The organism is Rahnella sp. P4_A8, from assembly GCF_056402435.1.
Map to the genome: position 1 here is coordinate 36,497 of NZ_JBFUHK010000020.1, position 23,360 is coordinate 59,856.

The 23,360-nt window shown below is 52.9% G+C and carries 19 protein-coding genes; 4 read left to right on the plus strand and 15 right to left on the minus strand.

The genetic code is table 11. The features are described from left to right. From rffA to trxA, 8 genes are all read right to left on the minus strand, one after another. Entirely contained in the window at positions 1–1,131 is a 1,131-nt protein-coding gene (rffA, locus tag AC1DUO_RS12585; RefSeq protein WP_119262187.1) for a dTDP-4-amino-4,6-dideoxygalactose transaminase, read from the minus strand. 4 nt (positions 1,132–1,135) lie between these two features. Beyond that, on the minus strand, positions 1,136–1,870 hold the full coding sequence (rffC, locus tag AC1DUO_RS12590; RefSeq protein WP_112198180.1) for a dTDP-4-amino-4,6-dideoxy-D-galactose acyltransferase: 735 nt from the start codon (positions 1,868–1,870) through the stop codon (positions 1,136–1,138). Then, a complete protein-coding gene (wecC, locus tag AC1DUO_RS12595; protein ID WP_112152381.1) occupies positions 1,837–3,099 on the minus strand; it encodes a UDP-N-acetyl-D-mannosamine dehydrogenase in 1,263 nt (420 codons plus the stop codon). The genes rffC and wecC overlap by 34 nt, the downstream gene beginning before the upstream one ends. Continuing rightward, complete coding sequence (gene wecB, locus AC1DUO_RS12600; protein WP_037035449.1) at positions 3,096–4,226, minus strand: non-hydrolyzing UDP-N-acetylglucosamine 2-epimerase; 1,131 nt, start codon at positions 4,224–4,226, stop codon at positions 3,096–3,098. Before wecB ends, wecC begins: the two co-directional genes overlap by 4 nt. Further along, the gene (gene wzzE / locus AC1DUO_RS12605) at positions 4,223–5,275 is read right to left on the minus strand and encodes an ECA polysaccharide chain length modulation protein (RefSeq protein ID WP_477987519.1); all 1,053 of its coding nucleotides are present in this window, start codon (positions 5,273–5,275) and stop codon (positions 4,223–4,225) included. Before wzzE ends, wecB begins: the two co-directional genes overlap by 4 nt. A gap of 44 nt (positions 5,276–5,319) precedes the next feature. Continuing rightward, positions 5,320–6,405: a UDP-N-acetylglucosamine--undecaprenyl-phosphate N-acetylglucosaminephosphotransferase gene (gene wecA, locus AC1DUO_RS12610; RefSeq protein ID WP_015690588.1), complete on the minus strand. Its 1,086-nt coding sequence runs from the start codon at positions 6,403–6,405 to the stop codon at positions 5,320–5,322. A gap of 287 nt (positions 6,406–6,692) precedes the next feature. After that, complete coding sequence (gene rho, locus AC1DUO_RS12615) at positions 6,693–7,952, minus strand: transcription termination factor Rho (RefSeq protein WP_013577536.1); 1,260 nt, start codon at positions 7,950–7,952, stop codon at positions 6,693–6,695. A 415-nt stretch (positions 7,953–8,367) separates the two neighbouring features. Further along, a complete protein-coding gene (trxA, locus tag AC1DUO_RS12620) occupies positions 8,368–8,694 on the minus strand; it encodes a thioredoxin TrxA (protein ID WP_013577537.1) in 327 nt (108 codons plus the stop codon). A gap of 117 nt (positions 8,695–8,811) precedes the next feature. On the opposite strand from trxA, the gene rhlB reads away from it, so the two are divergent. Further along, a complete protein-coding gene (rhlB, locus tag AC1DUO_RS12625) occupies positions 8,812–10,104 on the plus strand; it encodes an ATP-dependent RNA helicase RhlB (protein ID WP_013577538.1) in 1,293 nt (430 codons plus the stop codon). Between the two features lie 6 nt (positions 10,105–10,110). Continuing rightward, a complete protein-coding gene (gene gppA, locus AC1DUO_RS12630) occupies positions 10,111–11,601 on the plus strand; it encodes a guanosine-5'-triphosphate,3'-diphosphate diphosphatase (protein ID WP_013577539.1) in 1,491 nt (496 codons plus the stop codon). 77 nt (positions 11,602–11,678) lie between these two features. Here the strand turns inward: gppA and rep are convergent, their stop codons facing one another. After that, the gene (gene rep / locus AC1DUO_RS12635) at positions 11,679–13,703 is read right to left on the minus strand and encodes a DNA helicase Rep (protein ID WP_013577540.1); all 2,025 of its coding nucleotides are present in this window, start codon (positions 13,701–13,703) and stop codon (positions 11,679–11,681) included. Positions 13,704–13,878: 175 nt separating this feature from the next. On the opposite strand from rep, the gene ppiC reads away from it, so the two are divergent. Beyond that, a complete protein-coding gene (gene ppiC, locus AC1DUO_RS12640; RefSeq protein ID WP_015690589.1) occupies positions 13,879–14,160 on the plus strand; it encodes a peptidylprolyl isomerase PpiC in 282 nt (93 codons plus the stop codon). Between the two features lie 89 nt (positions 14,161–14,249). Here the strand turns inward: ppiC and ilvC are convergent, their stop codons facing one another. Then, the gene (gene ilvC, locus AC1DUO_RS12645) at positions 14,250–15,725 is read right to left on the minus strand and encodes a ketol-acid reductoisomerase (protein ID WP_013577542.1); all 1,476 of its coding nucleotides are present in this window, start codon (positions 15,723–15,725) and stop codon (positions 14,250–14,252) included. Positions 15,726–15,911: 186 nt separating this feature from the next. On the opposite strand from ilvC, the gene ilvY reads away from it, so the two are divergent. After that, positions 15,912–16,793 (plus strand): HTH-type transcriptional activator IlvY, encoded by an 882-nt coding sequence (gene ilvY, locus AC1DUO_RS12650; protein WP_013577543.1) that lies wholly within the window; start codon positions 15,912–15,914, stop codon positions 16,791–16,793. 48 nt (positions 16,794–16,841) lie between these two features. Here ilvY and ilvA read toward each other — a convergent pair whose 3' ends face one another. From ilvA to ilvG, 5 genes are all read right to left on the minus strand, one after another. After that, positions 16,842–18,386, minus strand: coding sequence for a threonine ammonia-lyase, biosynthetic (gene ilvA, locus AC1DUO_RS12655; protein ID WP_013577544.1), 1,545 nt, complete (start codon positions 18,384–18,386; stop codon positions 16,842–16,844). 5 nt (positions 18,387–18,391) lie between these two features. Further along, complete coding sequence (gene ilvD, locus AC1DUO_RS12660) at positions 18,392–20,242, minus strand: dihydroxy-acid dehydratase (protein ID WP_013577545.1); 1,851 nt, start codon at positions 20,240–20,242, stop codon at positions 18,392–18,394. A 134-nt stretch (positions 20,243–20,376) separates the two neighbouring features. Beyond that, positions 20,377–21,306, minus strand: a complete 930-nt coding sequence (locus tag AC1DUO_RS12665) for a branched-chain amino acid transaminase (RefSeq protein ID WP_013577546.1) — start codon at positions 21,304–21,306, stop codon at positions 20,377–20,379. Positions 21,307–21,322: 16 nt separating this feature from the next. Continuing rightward, the gene (gene ilvM, locus AC1DUO_RS12670) at positions 21,323–21,586 is read right to left on the minus strand and encodes an acetolactate synthase 2 small subunit (RefSeq protein ID WP_013577547.1); all 264 of its coding nucleotides are present in this window, start codon (positions 21,584–21,586) and stop codon (positions 21,323–21,325) included. After that, positions 21,583–23,229: an acetolactate synthase 2 catalytic subunit gene (gene ilvG, locus AC1DUO_RS12675; protein ID WP_477987526.1), complete on the minus strand. Its 1,647-nt coding sequence runs from the start codon at positions 23,227–23,229 to the stop codon at positions 21,583–21,585. The genes ilvM and ilvG overlap by 4 nt, the downstream gene beginning before the upstream one ends. Positions 23,230–23,360: the final 131 nt, after the last annotated feature.

Consider the following 23,360-nt stretch of genomic DNA (forward strand, 5'->3'; position numbering starts at 1 on the left):
TCAGGCGAAATATTGCAGCATGGCCGCAATCACGACGCGCTGCGTGTCATCGGTCATGTTGTAAAACAACGGTAAACGCACCAGCCGCTCACTCTCTTTTGTCGTGAAACGATCGACACCCGCGAAACGACCAAAATTTTCGCCCGCCGGACAAGCATGCAGCGGGATGTAATGGAATACAGTCAGGATATCCGCCGCTTTCATGTGACGAATAAAGGCATCACGGTCTTCGATATCATTCAGGCGGACATAGAACATGTGGGCGTTTTGCACGCAATCCTGCGGAACTGAAGGCAGCTGAACGCGGCCTGCATCGGCCAGATCCTGCAACGCTTCGTAATACTGATTCCAGATTGCCAGACGGCGCTGATTAATCTTTTCAGCCGCATCCAGATTTCCCCACAGATACGCAGCCTGCAAATCGGACATCAGATAGCTGGAACCAATGTCGCGCCAGGTGTATTTATCCACCTGACCGCGGAAGAACTGGCTGCGGTTGGTGCCTTTTTCACGAATGATTTCAGCACGATCAATCAGGGCCGGATCATTAATCAGCGTGGCACCGCCTTCGCCGCCCGCCGTGTAATTCTTGGTTTCATGGAAACTGAAGCAACCGATATGGCCGATAGTGCCCAGCGCTTTGCCTTTGTAGGTCGACATCACGCCCTGCGCGGCATCTTCCACCACAAACAGATGATGTTTTTCGGCGAGCGCCATAATGGTGTCCATTTCACAGGCCACGCCCGCGTAATGCACCGGGACAATCACTTTCGTTTTCTCCGTGATAGCCGCTTCAATCAGGGTTTCATTAATATTCATGGTATCCGGGCGGACATCCACAAATACAATCTTCGCACCGCGCAAAACGAACGCATTGGCCGTCGAAACAAACGTGAAGCTCGGCATAATCACTTCGTCGCCGGGCTGAATATCCAGCAGCAACGCGGCCATTTCCAGCGAGGCCGTACAGGACGGCGTGAGCAAAACTTTCGGACAGTTGAAACTCTGTTCAAACCATTTCTGGCAGCGCAGGGTAAACCCGCCGTCACCGCACAGTTTGCCGCTGTTCATCGCCTCGCGCATGAAATCAATTTCAGTACCCGCAATCGGTGGCGCATTAAAAGGGATCATCGTTTCACCTGTACAACCAGTACGCCGTGCGGATAACTTTGCCACCGCTGGCGAGATAAAGATTTAAGGCCGCGATATTGCCGGTTTGCGTGGCCACATACATTCGCGACACGCCCTGTTCAGCACACCATTTTTTCGCAGCCGCCATTAACTTTTTGCCCGCTCCCTGCCCCTGATATTCAGGTCTGACAGCCAGCAGGCCAATTCTTGCTTCGTCTTGCGAAATACGACGCAAGGTGACAAAACCCAGCGCATTGCCCTGCTCGTCATCGGCCCAAAGACAAAGATGGTCGAACGTACCCAGCACCGCCTTTTCCGACCACATCGCATAGAAACGGGCGCTGTCATCAGGCTGATACCAGGGCGCGCGAAAACGGCTGAGATGAAAAGCCTGACGGGCAATCGCGGTCACATCCGCAATATTGTCCGGTACCGCCAGACGCCCGGCCGTCAGCGCATTATCTTGCGTCGTCACCGCGACACAAATGTCCGTTTCACCTTCTGCCAGCCGGAAACCCAGCGCAGAAAGTGCGTCCAGCGTGTGCGTTTGTGACGCATCCACTTTCGACTGCACCAGCGCATATTGTTCCAGCCTCTGCGGCGTGATTTCACCGGCAGAGGCCTCTGGCGTCAGACGCGCACTGTTGAGCTGGAAGAAATCACTCTCCCATTCGAGCGGGGCGATATTGCCGTGCAAAGGCAGGTTTATCGCCATACGCCTTTGGTATCCACAATCCATGACTGCCGGACCTGATCAGCAGGGATCGCTTTGAACGGCTTGTGATCGACTAACATCACCAGCAGATCGGCTTCTTCCAGCGCGCGATCAAGGGGATGTAACGTCACTTTGTCCGCCAGAGAAGCAGGAAGCTGATGCACATTAGGCTCAACCGCCCAGGTTTCTCCGGCGTGCCAGTCGGCAATCAGGTGCGTCACTTCCACTGCCGGGCTTTCACGGAGATCGTCAATATTCGGTTTAAACGCCAGACCAAAGCAGGCGATTTTGATGTCGGCTGCACGTTTGCCCGTGGTAGTCAGGCAATCTGCCAGTGCCGCTTTCACGCGCTCCACCACCCAGTGCGGTTTGCTGTCGTTCACTTCACGCGCCGTGCGGATAATTCTTGCCAGCTCAGGGTTTTGCGCAACAATGAACCACGGATCAACCGCAATACAATGCCCGCCCACACCCGGCCCCGGCTGCAAAATATTTACCCGCGGATGGCGGTTCGCCAGGCTGATCAGTTCCCAGACGTTAATGCCCTGCGCATCGCAAATCAGCGACAATTCGTTAGCAAAGGCAATGTTTACGTCACGGAAACTGTTTTCCGTCAGCTTGCACATTTCGGCAGTGCGGGAGTGGGTAATAACACATTCGCCTTCGAGAAAAATGTTATACAAATCGCTGGCACGCCGTGAACAAACTGATGTCATGCCACCAATCACGCGGTCATTTTTAATCAGTTCAACCATCACCTGCCCTGGCAACACGCGCTCCGGGCAATAGGCAATATTGATATCGGATTGCTCACCGGCCTGCTGAGGGAAGCTCAGGTCAGGGCGGACTTCTGCCAGCCAGGCGGCCATTTGCTCTGTCGCACCCACTGGTGACGTGGATTCCAGAATGATCAGATCGCCTTTTTTCAGAACCGGCGCCAGAGAACGTGCCGCAGATTCGACGAATTTCATATCCGGTAAATGATCGCCCTTAAATGGCGTCGGGACAGCGATCAGGAAAGCATCCGCAGGTTCAGGCTGAGTCACTGCCCGCAAAAATCCCGCATCAACCGCCTGTCTGACCAGAAGGTCGAGATCGGGTTCAACAATGTGGATCGCACCGCGGTTAATCGTCTCCACGGCATGCTGATTGATATCAACACCCACCACCTTTTTCTGGCGTGAGGCAAAAGCGGCGGCGGTTGGCAGACCGATGTAGCCCAGTCCGATAACAGAGATAGTGTTAAAACTCATTGTGATACCCAATGATTTTTCAATGCGTCAAGAATGTGGCGGCAGGCATGCCCGTCGCCGTAAGGATTGTGCGCCCGGCTCATGCTGTTGTATTCGTTTTCATCGTTCAGCAGACGGTTCACTTCCTCGACTATTTTAGCGGGATTTGTACCCACCAGCCGGACTGTTCCGGCATCAACCGCTTCCGGACGTTCTGTGGTTTCACGCATCACCAGCACGGGCTTGCCCAGTGAAGGCGCTTCTTCCTGCACGCCGCCGGAGTCGGTCAGGATCAGATAGGCTTTATCCATCAGATAAACGAACGGCAGATAATCCTGAGGATCAATCAGCACGATATTGTCGATGCTTTGCAGAATGCGGTTCACCGGCTCGCTGACATTGGGGTTGAGATGCACCGGATAAACAATTTGTACATCAGGGTGCTTGCACGCAATTTCCGCCAGGGCCGAGCAAATCCGCTCAAAGCCTTCGCCAAAACTTTCACGGCGGTGGCCCGTCACTAAAATCAGCTTTTTGTTCACATCAAGAAATGGATAGTTATCAGCCAGTTGTTGGGCCAGCGAGGCATCGCTGTTAAAGCGGTCGCGAACCCAGAGCAGTGCATCAATCACCGTATTTCCAGTGACAAAAATATTCTCTCCGGCAATATTTTCCCGCTGCAAATTGGCACTGGCATTCTCGGTGGGCGCAAAGTGCCATTTCGCCAGATGACCTGTTAACAGGCGATTGCCTTCTTCCGGCCACGGAGAAGACAGATCTCCGGTACGCAGGCCTGCTTCAACATGCCCGACGGGGATCTGGTGATAAAACGCCGCAAGGCTGGCGGATAACGTCGTGGTGGTATCACCGTGAACCAGCACAATGTCAGGCCTGAACTCATCCAGAACAGGCTTAAGCCCGGTCAGGATCCGGCTGGTAATTTCTGTCAGACCCTGCCCTGGTTTCATGATGTTGAGATCATAATCCGGAGTAATTTCAAAGAGGCGCAATACTTGATCGAGCATTTCACGGTGTTGAGCCGTAACACAAACTTTAGATTCAAAAGCCGCATCCTGCGACAAAGCAAGCACCAGCGGGGCCATTTTGATAGCCTCCGGACGAGTGCCGAAAATCGTCAACACTTTCACAATGTGTTTCTCTTATTTTTACGGCGAGTCAGGGCAACACCAGCCCCGATTAAACCACCGACAATGCCCCACATAATCATCAGTAATGCCCGGCGCGGGCTGTCACGTTTTACAGGTTCTTCAGGCGTTCTCAAATAACGATAAGTCTGGAATTTTGCCGTAAGCGTTGGCCCGACGTTCAGGGTCGACAGCATCGCACGGTTCTGATCGTAGTCCAGATCATACCCCGGACCGGATGCTTGCAGTAATTCAAGACGGGCCTTGAGCATGGGCACACCCAGCAGGAACATATCGGAATCCGGTAATTCTTCAGCGGGGGTGTCAGTCACACTTTTATGAATGTTTTGCTGCTGAGCAATCTTCAGTGCCTGCTCAGTATTATGCGTGGTGCGCTTGAAAATAGTCTGAGCAACTTCTTCCTGACGTTTGACCTGCGCTTTCATTGACTGCGTTCGTGCCGCCCACGCACCTTCCAGTTCATCATACAGATGCTGTGCAGCACGCTGGCTGGCAAAATCGACATACTGGCGTAAAAGCTTATTAGCATCAGCGGCGTTTTCCGCAGTGAGTTTCACAATATCGTTCGGCACTTTCGGTACATCACGGGCAGTAAACTGAATGTCATTGATCATTTCATCCAGCACAACGGCATCAGCACGCGCATCATTTTCCTGACGTTGCTTGTAATAAGGGCTATGCAGCCAGAAATCCCGGCGGGTGTCATAAGCCGCGAGTTGCATGACAAACTCGTTGTAGGCTTCATCAGAAATGGGTGGCCTGCTGGCGTCTGACTGCGGCGCGTTATGCACATCCAAATTGCGCAGAAACTGTGCCTGCGAGAAATAGGACGAAAGATTATTTACGGTAGGTCGATCCGTGATCGCCGTGGAACTCCATTCCTGTTTCATCAGGTAAGACGAACCCAGGGCGATTAAGGCAAAGAGTACCGCCAGACCTGCAATCCAGAATTTTCCGTTCCATAAAGTGCAGCACAACCCACGGATATCAAGCTCGTTCTCGATGGCGTGTTCGTTCTGGTTTCTCATCATTTCTGGTTTATCCACAGCCAGTATGCCCTTGCTTAAAAGAGTGATTATTGATTAGAGGAACGGCGCAAACGTCTTTTAACCCGTTTAATAAACCGCGCCACGCGCCAGGCGTGCTTGATGCAAATGCCGTACACCAGGAAGGCAACGAAGAATAAAGCCAGCATTATCCATTCGGGAACAAAACTCAGATGTTCGCCCACCACGCCAATCCCCGCCAGAATGGCGGCAGCGACGGTAATTAAGACGAAAGCCTGGCGAGAAGTAAAACCTGCACGCATGATCAAATGATGAATGTGCTGACGATCCGCTGAGAACGGGCTCATTCCTTTGCGAAGGCGTCGGTACATGATGGCAACCATGTCCATCAGGGGAATAGCGATAAGCCAAAGTGCCGTCACCGGATTCATCGGATGAGATTCACCTTGCGTACTTTGCAGGAGGATCCAGATGACAGTAAACCCTATCAGCGTGCTGCCAGCGTCACCCATAAAGACTTTGTAACGGGGCCCTAAAACACCCAGATTGAGTAAAATATAGGGGATGATCGCGGCAATCATCGCGAAGCACCAGAACGCGAGTTCCATGTGTCCGCTGTCGTACATGATAATGCCTAACGAACCAAAGCTGACACAAGACAAGCCACCCAGTAAGCCATCAATACCGTCGACCATGTTGAAGGCATTAATAGCAGCCCAAACGGCAAACAGGGTGACAAGATAGCCAAACGGGCCTAATACCATTTCCCAGGGACCAATCAGATGTCCGAGGCTGCGAAGGGTGAGGTTAGCAAAACTCATCATCGCAACAGCGACCACAGCCTGAACCATCGCCCGGGTTTTGACACTGATATCGAAACGGTCATCCAGACCACCGACTAATACCAGTAGTCCGGCGCAGGCAAGGTAAAGATAGCCATGGGGGATGGTATAACTGGTGATCAGAAAGGCAAAGCAAACGCCAGCAAATACAGAGATCCCACCCACCAGTGGGATCAGTCCCTGGTGACGCTTACGAAAATTTGGCTTATCAACAAGTCCGATTTTATTCGCTACCTTCCGGGCAACGAATAAAAAGAGGAATGAAAATACGAAAACAACAGCTAGCTCAGTACTCATATTGAGTAAATTCACAGTTAAGAATTCTCTTCTGCAAAAATAAGGTGTGTGGAGTCGAAAGCATCATAAACCTCACAGCCTTAAATCATATCCTATGGTGGCAGTTATGGTTTTGTCTCGGGCAAGACCTTATCTGCTGCCATTTCTTGGGCAATCAACCGACAAAGTAAAGAAAGGGCACGTGGAAAACCATCAGCTATTATCCGAATAGTCTGACAATCTTCCCAAAGTAGCATTATGGTAGCCACCAAAAGCAAAAAACGCCACGACTGTGCGTGGCGTTGATCTGACGTTACACCAAATTACGAACGTTTCATCATGTCGAAGAAGTCGTCATTTGTCTTAGTCATTGCAAGCTTGTTGATGAGGAATTCCATCGCATCAATCTCACCCATCGGATGAATGATTTTACGCAGGATCCACATTTTTTGCAGTTCTTCAGAAGTGGTCAACAGCTCTTCTTTACGGGTACCAGAGCGGTTGTAGTCGATGGCAGGGAATACACGTTTTTCAGCGATTTTACGCGCCAGATGTAATTCCATGTTACCGGTACCTTTAAATTCTTCATAGATAACTTCATCCATTTTAGAACCGGTATCGACCAGCGCAGTAGCGATGATGGTCAGGCTGCCGCCCTCTTCCACGTTACGCGCAGCACCGAAGAAACGTTTTGGACGGTGCAAGGCGTTGGCGTCCACACCACCGGTCAGTACCTTGCCTGAAGCCGGTACCACGGTATTGTAAGCACGTGCCAGGCGGGTAATGGAGTCCAGCAGAATGATCACATCTTTCTTATGCTCAACCAGACGCTTCGCCTTCTCGATCACCATTTCGGCGACCTGAACGTGTCGGGATGCCGGTTCGTCAAAGGTGGAAGCGATAACTTCGCCTTTCACCAGACGCTGCATCTCGGTCACTTCTTCCGGACGTTCGTCAATCAGCAGAACCATCAGTACGCAATCAGGGTGGTTATACGCAATGCTGGTCGCGATGTTTTGCAGCAGCATGGTTTTACCGGCTTTCGGCGGCGCAACAATCAGACCACGTTGGCCACGGCCAATTGGAGACGCTAAGTCCAGTACGCGAGCGGTCAAATCTTCTGTTGAACCGTTACCCCGTTCCATACGCAGACGTGAATTTGCGTGCAGAGGGGTTAAGTTTTCAAACAGGATTTTGCTGCGGGCGTTTTCTGGTTTGTCGTAGTTAACTTCGTTAACTTTCAACAGGGCAAAATAACGTTCACCTTCTTTAGGTGGGCGGATTTTACCGGAAATGGTGTCGCCAGTACGAAGGTTGAAGCGGCGGATTTGGCTTGGAGATACGTAGATGTCGTCGGGGCCTGCGAGGTAGGAACTGTCTCCGGAGCGGAGGAAACCAAATCCATCCTGCAATATCTCCAGTACGCCATCACCGAAGATGTCTTCTCCGCTTTTCGCATGCTGCTTCAATATTGAAAAGATAATGTCTTGCTTGCGCATGCGGGCCTGGTTTTCCAGTCCCATATTTTCGCCGAGTGCAATCAGGTCAGAGACCGGCGTATTCTTTAATTCGGTAAGATTCATAATGGTGGGTTCTTAAACTCGGGGTATGTCTCGAACATCTGTCGTGAATGGGTATGGCAGGGTCATCCATGCCTGTTTATTGTATGACACTTAAATAACAGCCCGGAAATCCAGCCGCAGGTAGTCGCTCGCGGGCGATTCTTGAGGGATAATGCTGATATTGAAGGTGTCTTAAAGCCGATTTTGTCAAAACCGTTAGATGGTCAAGCACAGTGCCAGTTCAATTTAATTATTATTCAAAGAAACTTTATAGGCAGATGTTTTTGACACAACAGAGTAAAACGTAAGAATCAAACTACAGGTAAGCTCTATTTGCAGTAAGCGTAAACTTAGCACGCTTCTTGACAGGCGTCTAGCGGACAATGTGAAAAACACGACAGCCCGCTAAACACCTGGCTTGGGTCATCCCGACCGATTACAGATTAGCTGTTAAGAACTCTTTCAGCTGACCTTTCGACAGTGCGCCAACTTTAGTTGCTGCGACTTCGCCGCCTTTAAATAACAGCAGGGTAGGAATACCACGGATGCCGTATTTAGGTGCAGTACCTGGGTTTTCGTCGATATTCAGTTTCGCGATGGTCAGCTTGCCTTCGAACTCAGTGGCAATTTCATCCAGAATTGGAGCGATCATCTTACATGGTCCGCACCACTCTGCCCAAAAATCGACCAGCACCAGCCCTTCGGCTTTCAATACGTCGTTGTCGAAACTGTCATCGGTCAGGTGAATAATTTTATCGCTCATGTTTACTCCAAAGGATTATCTTTACCTTGTTGATGTAGCATTAACCAACATCAGGTTGACTTTATTTCACCGGATACGCTTTCGTAAAGCAATAGTTAGCTGATATTCTACCACACTATGAGCAAAACACACTTGACCGAACAGAAGTTTTCCGACTTCGCCCTGCACCCGCTGGCAGTAGAAGCCCTTGAAAAGAAAGGCTTCCATTACTGTACTCCTATTCAGGCATTGGCATTGCCAATCACGCTCGCTGGGCGTGATGTTGCAGGTCAGGCGCAAACCGGTACCGGCAAGACGCTGGCTTTTTTAGCGTCTACTTTCCATTATCTGCTTTCTCACCCTGCTGCGGAAGGTCGTCAGACTAACCAGCCGCGTGCCTTGATCATGGCACCTACGCGTGAACTCGCGGTGCAGATTCACTCCGACGCCGAAGCATTATCTGAATCTACCGGGCTGAAATTAGGTCTGGCGTATGGCGGCGACGGTTACGACAAACAGCTTAAAGTGCTGGAAAGCGGCGTGGACATCCTGATCGGAACCACCGGCCGTTTAATCGATTACACTAAACAGAACCACATCGACCTGGGCGCGATCCAGGTGGTGGTACTGGATGAAGCAGACCGTATGTTCGATCTGGGCTTCATCAAAGATATCCGCTGGTTGTTCCGCCGGATGCCTCCTGCTAATCAACGCCTGAACATGCTGTTCTCAGCAACGCTTTCCTATCGTGTGAAAGAACTGGCGTTCGAAAACATGAATAATGCCGAGTCGATTGAGATCGAACCGGAACAAAAAACGGGCCACCGTATTCAGGAAGAGCTGTTCTATCCTTCAAATGAAGAAAAAATGCGCCTGTTACAGACGCTGATTGAAGAAGAATGGCCGGATCGTTGCATTATTTTTGCAAACACCAAACACCGTTGTGAAGATGTCTGGGGCCATCTGGCTGCCGACGGACACCGCGTCGGTTTGCTGACCGGTGACGTCCCGCAGAAAAAACGCCTTCGCGTTCTGGAAGACTTCACTAAAGGCACGCTGGATATTCTGGTTGCGACCGACGTTGCTGCCCGTGGTTTGCACATTCCTGCCGTGACACACGTCTTTAACTATGACTTGCCTGACGACTGTGAAGACTACGTGCATCGCATTGGTCGTACCGGCCGTGCGGGTCTGAGTGGTCATTCCATCAGCCTGGCGTGTGAAGAATATGCCCTGAATCTGCCAGCGATTGAAACCTATACCGGCCACAGCATTCCGGTGAGTAAATACAACAGCGATGCGCTGTTAACTGATTTGCCTCCTGCAAAACGTCTTGCCCGCTCGCGCACCGGTAACGGCCCGCGCCGCAACAGTAATTCGTCTTCACGTCGCAGCAGTGCACCACGTAGCAACCGTAAACGTCCGGGCTGATAACCTATGTTAAGTTCCACCTCACTGTATGCAGCGATTGATCTGGGCTCTAACAGCTTTCACATGCTGGTTGTTCGTGAGGTGGCAGGCAGTATCCAGACCCTCGCCAGAATTAAGCGCAAAGTGCGTCTGGCAGCCGGTCTGGATAAACAAAACCTGCTTTCTCAGGAAGCGATGCAGCGTGGCTGGCAATGTCTGAAACTATTTTCTGAAAGATTGCAGGATATCCCGCGCGACCAAATTCGTGTGGTTGCCACCGCAACGCTGCGTCTTGCCAGCAATGCCGATGAGTTTCTGGGTAAAGCTCAGGCAATTCTCGGTTGCCCGATTCAGGTCATTACCGGTGAAGAAGAAGCACGTCTGATTTATCACGGCGTTGCTCACACCACGGGCGGGCCAGATAAACGTCTGGTGGTCGATATTGGTGGTGGCAGCACCGAACTGGTGACCGGCATTGGGGCTCAGGCCACCACGCTTTATAGCCTTTCGATGGGCTGCGTCACCTGGCTCGAGCAGTATTTTGCAGATCGAAATCTGGCAAAAGAAAACTTTGATCAGGCTGAACAGGCTGCGACCGACATGATCCTTCCTGTGGCACCTGAGCTGATTGCCAATGGCTGGCAGATTTGTGTCGGCGCTTCAGGTACCGTGCAAGCCTTGCAGGAAATCATGGTCGCTCAGGGCATGGATGAACGCATCACTCTGCCTAAACTTCAGCAGCTCAAACAGCGCGCCATTCAGTGCGGCAAGCTGGAAGAACTGGAGATTGAAGGTCTGACCCTTGAACGTGCGCTGGTTTTCCCGAGCGGACTGTCTATTCTGATCGCCATTTTCAAAACGCTGAACATCGAGATGATGACACTGGCGGGTGGTGCACTGCGTGAAGGTCTGGTTTACGGCATGCTGCATTTGCCGATCGAGCAGGATATCCGTCAGCGTACGCTACGTAATCTGCAACGCCGTTATCTGCTGGATAACGAGCAGGCCGAGCGCGTGGCGCAACTGGCCGAGAACTTTTCGCTGCAGGTGGCTCAGGAATGGAAGCTGGATGCCCGTGCCCGTGAATTGCTCAACAGTGCCTGCCTGATCCACGAAATTGGTCTGAGTGTCGATTTCAAGAAAGCACCGCATCACGCAGCCTATCTGATCCGTCATCTGGATTTACCGGGTTTCACGCCGGCGCAGAAAAAACTGCTGGCGACGTTACTGCAAAACCAGAACAACATGCTCGATTTACCGTTGCTCAATGAGCAAAACGCCGTGCCGCCGCGTCAGGCACAACGTCTTTGTCGTATTCTGCGCCTGGCGATTATATTTGCCAGCCGTCGTCGCGACGACACACTGCCGGCTGTGCGTTTACGTGCTAATGATGATGAACTGAGTGTGATTGTGCCGCAGGGTTGGCTGGAACAGCATCCTTTGCGCGCTGAAGAATTAGAGCAGGAAAGCCACTGGCAAAGTTATGTCCACTGGCCGCTGTTTGTCGAAGAACAGTGATGAGCAGTTGTAAAACGTTAGAAAAGCAGAGACCTGATTCATCAGCCTCTGCTTTTTTAATGGCTCATGTTTAATGCCTAATTGCCGCCTTTCGCTTTCGCCAGTTGCTCGCGAATTTTCTCCAGATGGCTTTGCCCTTTCACCATGCGTTCCTGCGCACTTACCACTTTACGTTCGCTTTCCCAGGCCAGGTCATCCTGCGGTAACTCCAGCAGGAAGCGGCTCGGTTCCGGACGGATCAGCTCGCCGTACTGACGGCGTTCGCGACAGAGTGTAAACGTCAGCTCTTTTTGTGCCCGGGTAATCCCCACATAAGCCAGACGCCGCTCTTCATCCACGTTGTCTTCATCGATACTGCTCTGATGCGGCAGCAAACCTTCTTCCATACCGACCAGATACACATACGGGAACTCCAGCCCTTTCGAAGCATGCAGCGTCATCAGCTGAACCTGGTCCAGCTCTTCGTCGTTCTCACCGCGTTCCATCATGTCACGCAGCGTGAAGCGGGTGACCACCTGCGTGAGCGTCATTGGCTCATCCAGATCGGTACCCTCAAGCATTTCCGTCATCCAGCTGAACAGCTGATTAACGTTTTTCATGCGCATTTCAGCCGCTTTCGGGCTTGGTGAGGTTTCAAACAGCCAGCTTTCATAGTCAACGCCGTGGATCAAATCCCGGACAGCCGCAACCGGCTCACGTTCGGCCAGCTCAGAGATATTGCCCATCCAGTGCGTGAAACGTTGCAGGGATTCCAGCCCGCGTCCGGTCAGAGACTGGCTCAGTCCCATATCAAAACTGGCTTTGAACAGCCCTTTGTTGCGCTGATTGGCCCACTCCCCCAGTTTCTGCAGGGTGGCCGCGCCGATTTCACGACGTGGCGTGTTAACGATGCGCAGGAATGCGCTGTCGTCGTCCGGATTGGTCAGCACACGCAAATAGGCCAGCAGGTCTTTAATCTCCGGTCGGGAGAAGAAGGACGTGCCGCCGGAAATCCGGTACGGGATGCGGTTTTGCATCAGCATTTTTTCAAACAAACGCGACTGGTGGTTACCACGGTACAAAATCGCGTAATCGCCATAAGCGGTTTTGTTGATGAAATGATGAGCAATTAGCTCACCGACCACCCGCTCGGATTCATGATCTTCATTATTCGCCGTCACGACCTTCAGCGTTTCGCCATAAGCCAGTTCAGAGAACAAGCGCTTCTCGAACACATGCGGATTATTGGCAATCAGAATGTTGGCGGCTTTCAGAATGCGCTGGGTGGAACGGTAATTTTGCTCAAGTTTGATGACCTGTAACTGCGGGAAGTCTTCTTTCAGCAGCACCAGGTTTTGCGGTCGAGCACCGCGCCAGGAGTAAATCGACTGGTCATCGTCACCAACAACGGTGAAACGTGCGCGGTTGCCAACCAGCAATTTCACCATCATGTACTGGCTGGTGTTAGTGTCCTGATATTCATCGACCAGCAGATAACGCAACTTGTTCTGCCAGCGTTCACGCACTTCTTCATTACTTTGCAGCAGTAACGTAGGCAACAGGATCAGGTCATCGAAGTCGAGAATATTACACGCGCGCATATGATCGTGATAAAGGCTGTAGCAGTGCGCAAAGATTTGATCACGTTCAGATCGCGCCAGCCCGGCGGCATGCGAAGGATCAACCAGATCGTTTTTCCAGTTGGAGATCGTGGAAACCAGCTGCTGCAATAATGTTTTATCGTTCTCCAGCCATTTTTCGCTCAGCTCTTTCAGCAGCGCCAGCTGGTCCTGATCATCAAATAAAGAGAAGTTAGATTTCATCCCCAGGGCAGCAAATTCGCGTTTGATGATTTCCAGCCCGAGCGTGTGGAACGTTGCAATAAGCAAGCCCCGCGCTTCTTTGCGACCGAGGGTTTGTGCAACACGCTCTTTCATTTCACGCGCGGCTTTATTGGTAAAGGTGACAGCCGCAATGTGACGTGCCTGATAGCCACATTCACGGATCAGGTGTGCGATTTTATTGGTAATTACACGGGTTTTACCGGAGCCAGCCCCCGCCAGAACCAGGCAGGGTCCGGTGACGAATTCGACGGCGTGTTGTTGGCTGGGGTTTAATCGCATGGCGTATTTTTGCTCACCTGATAGACAAGGACGGCGATTGTAGCAGAAACATCGCCTGAGATTGACAGGCTTTAAGGCGCAATTTGTGATGTATGGAATGCAGGCCGGATTCCCCCCGCAGTGTTTCAGATGTTACATTACGCCTCTGGAAACACTCTCGCAAAAAGGTCTTATCATGGCAAAAACTGCCGCAGCAATGCATATCCTGGTAAAGGAAGAAGCACAGGCACTTGATCTTCTGGAACAACTGAAGAACGGTGGCGATTTTGAGAAACTGGCTAAAAAACATTCCACCTGTCCGTCAGGCAAGAAAGGCGGCCATTTAGGTGAATTCAAGCAAGGCGCAATGGTGCCAGCTTTCGATAAAGTGGTTTTCTCTGCGCCGCTGATCGAGCCACAGGGCCCGCTGCACACTCAGTTCGGTTACCACATCATTAAGATTTTGTACCGCAACTAAGTTCTGCCTCAGACAGAACCAAAAGAAAGGGCACCGCATTTTCATGCAGTGCCCTTTTTATTTCTATTTCATACCTGAGGGTTAATGAATTAACTCGCTACAGCAATGCGTTTCATGTCGGTCATATAGCCACGCAGGGTGCGGCCGATGGACTCAATCGGGTGATTGCGAATCGCTTCGTTAACATCGCGCAGCTGCGCGTTATCAACCTGAGTTTCGGCAACTGATTTGCCCAAATCGCCTGCCTGCAGAGTGGTCATGAACTCTTTCAGCAACGGTACGGCAGCGTTAGCGAACAGGTAGTTACCGTATTCAGCCGTATCGGAGATTACCACGTTCATTTCGTACAGACGCTTACGTGCAACGGTGTTGGCGATCAGCGGCAGTTCGTGCAGTGATTCGTAGTAAGCAGATTCTTCGATGATGCCGGAAGCTACCATGGTTTCGAAAGCCAGCTCAACACCTGCTTTCACCATCGCAATCATCACAACACCGTGGTCGAAGTATTCCTGCTCGGAGATTTTACCTTCGAACTGTGGCGCGTTTTCGAATGCAGTTGCGCCCGTCTCTTCACGCCATGTCAGCAGTTTCTTATCGTCGTTCGCCCAGTCAGCCATCATACCGCTGGAGAATTCGCCAGAGATGATGTCGTCCATATGTTTCTGGAACAGCGGCGCCATGATCTCTTTCAGTTGTTCGGACAGCGCATAAGCACGCAGCTTCGCCGGGTTAGACAGACGGTCCATCATCAGCGTGATGCCGCCTTGTTTCAGCGCTTCGGTGATGGTTTCCCAGCCGAACTGCAGCAGTTTTTCTGCGTAGGCTTCGTCAACCCCGTCAGCAACCAGTTTGTCGAAGCACAGCAGAGAACCCGCCTGCAACATGCCGCACAGGATAGTCTGCTCGCCCATCAGGTCAGATTTCACTTCGGCAACGAAGGAAGATTGCAGAACACCTGCACGATGGCCGCCGGTTGCTGCTGCCCAGGCTTTAGCGATCGCCATGCCTTCGCCTTTCGGGTCGTTTTCCGGGTGAACGGCGATCAGTGTTGGTACACCGAAACCACGTTTGTATTCTTCACGCACTTCGGTACCCGGGCATTTCGGCGCAACCATCACCACGGTGATGTCTTTACGGATTTGCTCGCCCACTTCAACGATGTTGAAGCCGTGGGAATAGCCCAGTGTTGCACCGTCTTTCATCAGAGGCTGAACCGCTTTCACTACCGCACTGTGCTGTTTGTCTGGTGTCAGGTTAATAACCAGATCTGCCTGCGGGATCAGTTCTTCGTAAGTACCGACTTTAAAGCCGTTTTCGGTCGCTTTACGCCATGAAGCACGCTTCTCAGCAATCGCTTCTGCACGCAGGGTGTAGGACACATCCAGACCGGAATCACGCATGTTCAGCCCCTGGTTCAGGCCCTGTGCGCCACAGCCTACAATCACCACTTTTTTACCTTTGAGGTAGCTGGCTTCGTCCGCGAATTCATCGCGACCCATAAAGCGGCATTTGCCCAGTTGTGCCAGCTGCTGACGCAGGTTCAGTGTGTTGAAATAGTTAGCCATGTCTTGCTCCGTTCTATCGAGGTAAGTGCTGTTATTTTTTGTTTCACCGGTGAGCCGGTGAACGCCGTGAATTCACTATATGTCATGTGACACATTGCTTAAATTGATATATTACGAAGATGACGTTGCAAATTATGCAATATACTTAGCCTGTCATCTGTGAAACCAAAGAGCCGGATATTCTTTATGGACTTACGTGATCTGAAACTGTTTTTACATCTGGCGGAAAGCCGCCATTTTGGCCGTTCGTCGAAGGCGATGCATGTCAGCCCGTCCACGTTGTCACGCCAGATCCAGCGGCTGGAAGAAGAACTCGGCCAGCCGTTATTTCAGCGTGATAACCGCACCGTGCAACTGACCAGTGCCGGTGAACAACTCAAAAACTTTGCCCAGCAGACACTGCTGCATTACCAGCAACTGCGCAGCGGGCTGGATCAGCATGGCCCGACGCTGAGCGGCGAACTGCACCTGTTCTGCTCGGTGACGGCCGCCTACAGCCATTTGCCGCCAATCCTTGACCGCTTCCGTGCGCAGCATCCGCTGGTCGAAATCAAACTCACCACCGGCGACGCTGCGGATGCGGTTGAAAAAGTCCAGTCCACCGAAGCGGATCTGGCGATTGCCGGACGTCCGGAAAGTTTGCCGGGCAGCGTCGATTTCACGCAGATCGGCGAAATCCCGATGATCCTGATTTCTCCTTCCCTGCCCTGCGCCGTCCGCACCCAGGTCAGTGAGCCGCATCCGGACTGGTCACAAATTCCCTTCATCCTGCCGGAACATGGCCCGGCGCGAAAACGCATTGACGTCTGGTTCAAACGCAACCGCCTGAGCAATCCGCTGATTTATGCCACGGTATCCGGCCACGAAGCCATTGTATCGATGGTCGCGCTCGGCTGCGGCATCGCGCTGATCCCGTCCGTAGTGGTCGATAACAGCCCGGAACCGGTGCGCAACCGTATTTCCATTCTGGATAACATCACGCTCGGCGCGCCGCTGGAACTGGGCGTCTGCGTGCAAAGAAAACGCCTTAGCGAGCCACTGATCGACGCGTTCTGGCAGTTGCTCTGAACGTTTACAGAATAAAAAAGGGGCACTTTTCAGATGCCCCGTTTAGTTTTAGCCCGCCAGGAAGAAGCGGAACGCCGGATTATCACTTTCGTTGTGACAGTCATAACCCAGCGCCGACAGGTTCTGCTCGAACTCCGGCTCTTCCTCGTTCAGCTCAAACGCGGCCAGCACACGACCGAAATCGGTACCGTGACTGCGGTAATGGAACAGCGAAATATTCCAGTGCGTGCCCAGCGTATGCAGGAATTTCAGCAAAGCCCCCGGAGATTCCGGGAATTCAAAGCTGTAAAGCCGCTCGCGCAGAGGTTTGGTCGGACGCCCGCCCACCATGTAACGCACATGAAGTTTCGCCATTTCATCGTCGGACAGATCCACAACCTGATAACCGTCGTGATTCAGTTCGTCGATAATTTCCTGACGCTCAGCGTGACCGCGCGTCAGACGCACGCCCACAAAAATGCAGGCGTTGTCGGCATCGGCATAACGGTAGTTGAACTCTGTCACCGAACGGCCACCCAGCAACTGGCAAAACTTCAGGAAACTGCCTTTGCGCTCAGGAATGGTCACCGCCAGCAGCGCTTCGCGTTGCTCGCCCAGCTCACAGCGTTCCGACACATAACGCAGACCGTGGAAATTCACGTTCGCGCCGGAAAGCACATGCGCCAGTCGTTCGCCCTGAATATTGTGCTGCTGCACGTATTTCTTCAGTCCTGCCAGCGCCAGCGCACCGGAAGGTTCAGCAATCGCACGCACGTCTTCGAACAAGTCTTTCACCGCGGCACAAATTGAATCGCTGTCGACGGTGATGACGTCATCAAGATATTCGCGACACAAGCGGAACGTTTCGTTGCCGATACGTTTCACCGCCACGCCTTCTGCGAACAAACCCACACGCGCCAGGTCGACCGGTTCACCGGCGTCCATTGCCGCGCGCAGACAGGCAGAATCTTCAGCTTCAACACCGATGACCTGAATCTGCGGCATCAGTTGTTTGATCAGCACGGCGACACCAGCGGCCAGACCGCCACCGCCGACAGGCACGAATACGCGGTCGAGATGCGCATCCTGTTGCAGCAACTCCATGGCCAGCGTGCCCTGCCCGGCAATCACCGCCGGATGATCAAATGGCGGCACAAAAGTCATGCCCTGTTCCTGCGACAGCGTGATCGCTTTGGCTTTCGCCTCATCGAAATTCGCGCCATGCAGCAACACTTCACCGCCAAAGTTACGCACGGCATCCACTTTGATATCCGCTGTGGCAACCGGCATCACAATCAGAGATTTGATGCCTTTTTTGGTCGCCGACAATGCAACACCCTGCGCGTGATTTCCCGCGGACGCAGTGATAACGCCACGCGCAGCCTGTTCTTCCGTCAGGCTGGCGATCATCGAATAGGCACCGCGCAGTTTAAAACTGTGGACGGCCTGACGATCCTCCCTCTTCACCAGAATGGTGTTACCCAACCGGGAAGAGATCTTTTCCATGACCTGCAAAGGCGTAACCTGTGCGACTTCATAAACCGGCGCACGCAGCACGGCACGCAGGTATTCTGCGCCGCACGGCTGGTCGGGTAGAGGTTGTGATACCGCCATGACTGTCAGCCTCCCAGCTTAGACTTGTCGCGCACTGCGCCTTTATCGGCACTGGTCGCCAGCAATGCGTAAGCACGCAGCGCAAGTGAAACCACACGTTCGCGGTTTTTCGGCGTCCAGGCTTTGTCGCCACGTGCCAGTTCAGCTTCGTGACGCGCCGCCAGTTCTGCCGCAGGCACATCCAGCACCATGCTACGGTTCGGAATGTCGATATCGATGATGTCGCCATCTTCCACCAGTGCAATCAGGCCGCCGCTGCCCGCTTCCGGAGAAACGTGGCCGATAGACAGACCGGATGTGCCGCCGGAGAAACGACCATCGGTAATCAGCGCGCACTCTTTGCCGAGACCCATGGATTTCAGGTAAGTGGTCGGATACAGCATTTCCTGCATGCCCGGCCCGCCTTTCGGCCCTTCGTAACGAATCACAACAACGTCRCCGGAAACCACTTTGCCGCCAAGAATCGCTTCAACTGCGCTGTCCTGGCTTTCGTACACTTTTGCCGGACCACGGAAAGTCAGGTTGGATTTATCCACGCCCGCCGTTTTAACGATACTGCCCGCTTCGGCGATGTTGCCGTAAAGCACGGCCAGACCGCCGTCTTTACTGAAAGCATGTTCCAGAGAACGGATACAGCCATCGGCACGGTCATCATCCAATGTGTCCCAGCGGCAATCCTGTGAGAACGCCTGGGTAGTACGGATACCTGCGGGACCGGCGCGGAACATTTTTTTCACCGCTTCGTCTTTGGTCAGCATGATGTCGTACTGATCCAGCGTCTGGTTCAGGGTCAGGCCAAGAATGTTTTTCACGTCGCGGTTCAGAAGATTGGCGCGATCCAGTTCACCCAGAATCGCCAGCACGCCACCGGCACGGTGAACGTCTTCCATGTGGTATTTCTGAGTGCTTGGCGCGACTTTACACAGGTGCGGGACTTTGCGTGACAGACGGTCGATGTCGGTCATGTCGAAGTCGATTTCGCCTTCCTGCGCGGCAGCCAGCAGGTGAAGAACGGTGTTAGTCGAGCCGCCCATCGCGATATCCAGGATCATGGCGTTTTCGAATGCCGCTTTGCTGGCGATGTTGCGCGGCAATGCGCTTTCATCGTCTTTTTCGTAATAACGTTTGGTCAGCTCAACGATGCGGCGACCGGCGTTAAGGAACAAATCGCGGCGATCGGCGTGAGTAGCCAGCAATGAACCGTTACCCGGCTGAGAAAGGCCCAGCGCTTCGGTCAGACAGTTCATGGAGTTGGCGGTAAACATACCGGAACAGGAGCCGCAGGTCGGACAGGCAGAACGTTCGATTTGTTCGCTGTCGGCATCACTGACGTTCGGGTTTGCGCCCTGAATCATCGCATCGACCAGGTCGAGTTTGATGATTTTGTCAGACAGTTTGGTTTTACCGGCTTCCATCGGACCACCGGAAACGAAGATCACCGGAATATTCAGGCGCAGTGACGCCATCAGCATTCCCGGGGTGATTTTGTCGCAGTTGGAAATACACACCATGGCATCAGCGCAGTGCGCGTTAACCATGTATTCCACCGAGTCAGCAATCAGTTCGCGTGAAGGCAATGAATACAGCATGCCGCCATGCCCCATGGCAATCCCGTCATCCACAGCGATAGTGTTGAATTCTTTCGCCACGCCGCCGGACGCTTCGATTTGCTCGGCAACCAGCTTACCCAAATCGCGCAAATGCACGTGGCCCGGCACGAACTGGGTGAATGAGTTGACGACGGCAATAATGGGCTTACCAAAATCGTTATCCGTCATGCCGGTAGCGCGCCATAATGCGCGGGCGCCAGCCATGTTGCGGCCGTGTGTCGTGGTGTGGGAACGGTACTTAGGCATGCTCTGTTCACTCCAAATCATTTCTGTTTAGCAGGCAGCGAAATCGCTACCTGCTGAATTTCTTATTTACCCTGAATCATTCGGGTTGCACCAGGCAGCGAACGCGGAGGCGGCCTGAAGGATGACGGGTAAAATTATTGTGGGTTGATTGGATCCAGCCAACCCCATTTATCTTCGGTTTTGCCGGTGAACAGGCCGAAGAATGCATCCTGAATTTGTTTGGTCACCGGACCACGTTTACCGATACCGACCTGAATGCCGTCAACGCTGCGCACCGGGGTGATTTCTGCAGCGGTACCGGACATGAAGACTTCGTCTGCCAGATACAGGGATTCACGGGACAGAACTTGCTCACGCACTTCAAGACCCAGGTCTTTTGCCAGTTTAATAATAGCGTCACGGGTGATACCTGGCAGGGCAGAAGAGGTAAATGGCGGTGTGAACAGAATGCCTTCTTTCACTTCAAACAGGTTTTCGCCAGCGCCTTCAGACACATAGCCGTGAATGTCCAGCGCGATACCTTCCTGATAACCGTGACGACGTGCTTCGCTGCCGACCAGCAGGGAGGACAGGTAGTTACCACCGGCTTTCGCAGCGGTTGGAATGGTGTTTGCAGCAACGCGGTTCCATGAAGACACCATCGCGTCGATACCCTGCTCCAGCGCTTCTTCACCCAGATACGCGCCCCACGGGAAGGCGGCGATGATCACATCAGTTTTGTAGCCGTCCGGCGGATTAACGCCCATACCCACATCGCCGACAAACACCAGCGGACGGATATACGCGCTGACCAGATTGTTTTTGCGCAGGGTTTCGCGGCAAGCTTCCATCAGCTCGTCCACGCTCTGGGAAACAGGCATACGGTAAATTTTTGCGGAATCGCGCAGACGCTGCATATGTTCACGGTGACGGAATACGACCGGGCCTTTATGGGAGTCGTAGCAACGCACGCCTTCGAAAACGGAAGTGCCGTAATGCAGTGCGTGTGACATGACATGGACTTTAGCTTCTGCCCACGGAACCATCTCGCCGTTGAACCAAATGTAATCAGCTTTCTTCGTCATTCTCTCGTTCCTTTACTCACGCATTCGCGCGTATTTGTTGTGATGTATGTTGCTGGATCTCGACACAAGCGACATCCATAAGTTTGCGTAACTGTGAAGACAGTAAATCTACGGGCCGCTGACTGGCAACGGTCAATTCGATATTTATGTTTTCCGCATTGACCATCGGCGTCATGTTCATTGCGCACACCTGAAAACCACGGTGACGGACGACGCGTAATACGCGCTCTAACATTTCGGGGCGGAAGCGGGCCTGAATTGAGACGTTATGTTGCATCATGACATTTTCTCCAGCATGGTTTCGTTGCCTGCGCCCGGTGGAACCAGCGGCCAGACATTCTCATTTTCGTCGATGGAAACCTGGAGCAAATACGGACCTTCACTGTTGAAGAAAGCGTCCAAAGCGGCATCGACTTGATCTTTACGGTGGATACGCTGGCCGGGGATGTTGAATGCGCTGGCCAGCRTGACAAAATCGGGGTTATCGGAGAGGTTGGTTTCACTGAAGCGTCCGTCGAAGAACAATTCCTGCCACTGTCGAACCATCCCTAATCGCTGGTTATCCAGCAACAGGATTTTGACGGGCAACTGTTTTCGCTTGATGGTGCCCAGCTCCTGAACATTCATCATGAATGAACCGTCACCGGAAACGCAGATCACCATATCGTCGGGGCGGGCAACCTGTGCGCCGACGGCGGCAGGAACGCCGAAACCCATCGTGCCCAGACCGCTGGAGGTGATGAAGTTTTCCGGGCGAGTGAACTGCATATGTTGCGCGGTCCACATCTGATGCTGGCCGACGTCGGTGGTCACCACGGTATTGGCCGATTTACGGTCAGAGATTTGTTTCAGTAACAACGGCGCATAAATCGCTTCACCCGGATGATCGTAGCGCCATTCGCCCTGCGCTTTCAGCGTCATCACTTCATCACGCCAGGCGTTGATGTTCAGGGGTTGTTGCAGCGCCGGTAACAGCGCATTCAGATCACCCTGCAACGCCACATGCGCCTGGCGCAATTTGTTCAGCTCGGCCGGATCGATATCCATGTGGATAACCACGGCGTCTGGCGCAAAAGTATTCAGCTTGCCGGTCACGCGGTCGTCGAAACGCGCGCCGACGGCAATCAGCAAATCGCAGGACTGAACAGCCAGATTCGCCACTTTGGTACCGTGCATGCCCAGCATACCCAGATAACATGGGTCGCTGGCATCCGGCGCCCCCAGACCTTTCAACGTTGCTACCGCAGGAATGCCTGTCGCAGTAATGAATTCGCGTAATGCCGGAACGGCCTGCGCGATACCGACACCGCCACCGACGTAAACCATCGGTTTTTGCGCGGCAGCGATCATGGCGCGGGCTTGTTGTAATTCAGCCGCAGGATGCGGAAAAGTTTCTTCAACCGCCACCAGATGCGGCGGTAATTCACCCACGGCCAGCTGGATATCTTTCGGAATGTCGATCAGAACCGGGCCCGGACGACCGGAGCTGGCGATGGCAAAGGCTTCCGCCATGATTTCCGGCAGCGCTTCCAGAGATTCAACCAGGAAACTGTGTTTGGTGCAGGCCAGGGACAACCCTAAAACGTCGATTTCCTGGAAGGCATCGGTGCCGATGAAGGCAGAACCAACCTGCCCGGTGATGGCCACCAGCGGAACGGAGTCTAACAGCGCGTCGGCCAGACCGGTGATCAGGTTGGTCGCGCCAGGACCGGAAGTGGCGATACAGACGCCAACTTTTCCGGTAGAACGGGCATAGCCGATGGCGGCCATTGCAGCACCCTGCTCATGCCGGCACAACAGGTGTTCCACGCCGCCGTCATACAATGCATCGTATACCGGCATGATTGCCCCGCCAGGATAACCAAATACTGTATTTACACCCTGCGCACGCAACGCTTGTACTACCCATTGTGCTCCGTTCATCTTTATTCTCCTGCCTTTTTGCGACAAGTGCAGAATATTATGCTGTTGCTCATTTTCCGACCCCGCTTCTCTGTTCTCTGAAATTCCTGACCCAAAAAAAAACCCCGGACCTTTCGGTGCGGGGTTTCTTT